Below are 924 nucleotides of genomic sequence, written 5' to 3'. Positions count from 1 at the left end.
TCGGTAAAGGTCGGTGTTTGCATTTCTTCTCCGAAGTGAGGCTTCTTCTTTCATTCTTTTCGGTATATTTGCAAACGTCAGTAATAAAAATCCCCGCCTGACACAAAGCCGGCGGGACGTTATGCGATAGTATTGAAAAACGATATGGAAATAAACCTAAATCCTGAAGAATCAATAGAGTTATTAATACCAAAAAAGAAATATCCTCCTTTAAGAAATGAGGATTGGGTAAAAATTCCAATGTTTTTTATTTTTCCTTTTTTTCTATATTTTATTATCTCAAAAAGCTCTTTAAAAGAATTGACAGAAGGTTTCGGAATCTATTTTCTTTTCATTTTAATTGCCTATCCTTTTTTTGTCTTCATTGTTATAAAAAATTATTACAAAAGATATTTAGTGGCATTCAAATGGAAATATATTATGACCAATAAACGACTATTGATAATAAATCATAAAAATTTAATTGAAAAATTCTTTAACTACGAGGATTTTCCGCAAATTGAATTTGAAGAAAATGCATATGGAAATGGATGTATAATTATTGGTGACAAAGAATCTCTTTTTGCTGAATCAAAATCATTAACTAACTACAGAGTTGGAGTGAATTATAGCGAAGAAGATCTAATACTTTACAATATTGAAAACGTGAAAAATGTTTATAATATATTAAAATCAAAAATTACAAATTATACCATCGCATAACAGCGGTTTTGTGAAATGGCGGGGTTAGTGTTTAATGGGACGATCGGGATTTAAAATCTTCACTTTGTTTCGTCATTTTCTCTTTGATTTTTTCGGTATATTTGCCAACATCAGTAACAAAATTCCGCCACTTCACAAAGCCGGCGGGACGTTATAATGGATGGCTCCCCGTGCGAACTGAAACCTTACGTTAAAAGGTTTTGGTTTAAAATTTTCAAAAAC

1 protein-coding gene is annotated in these 924 nt (G+C 31.1%); it reads left to right on the top strand.

Features of this window, described 5'->3' with window-relative positions:
• The first annotated feature begins 144 nt into the window (after positions 1-144).
• On the top strand, positions 145-702 hold the full coding sequence (locus tag ABGT15_RS14690; RefSeq protein WP_367232214.1) for a hypothetical protein: 558 nt from the start codon (positions 145-147) through the stop codon (positions 700-702).
• Positions 703-924: the final 222 nt, after the last annotated feature.

It is taken from the genome of Flavobacterium enshiense (assembly GCF_040750275.1).
GTDB classification, from domain to species: domain Bacteria; phylum Bacteroidota; class Bacteroidia; order Flavobacteriales; family Flavobacteriaceae; genus Flavobacterium; species Flavobacterium enshiense_B.
The sequence above is the reverse complement of the archived record's forward strand: the minus strand, read 5'-3'. Positions and strand labels throughout refer to the sequence as shown.

Coding starts and splice junctions, on each gene's coding strand:
- ABGT15_RS14690 (WP_367232214.1), top strand. CDS start 145: ATGGAAATAAACCTAAATCCTGAAGAATCAATAGAGTTATTAATACCA.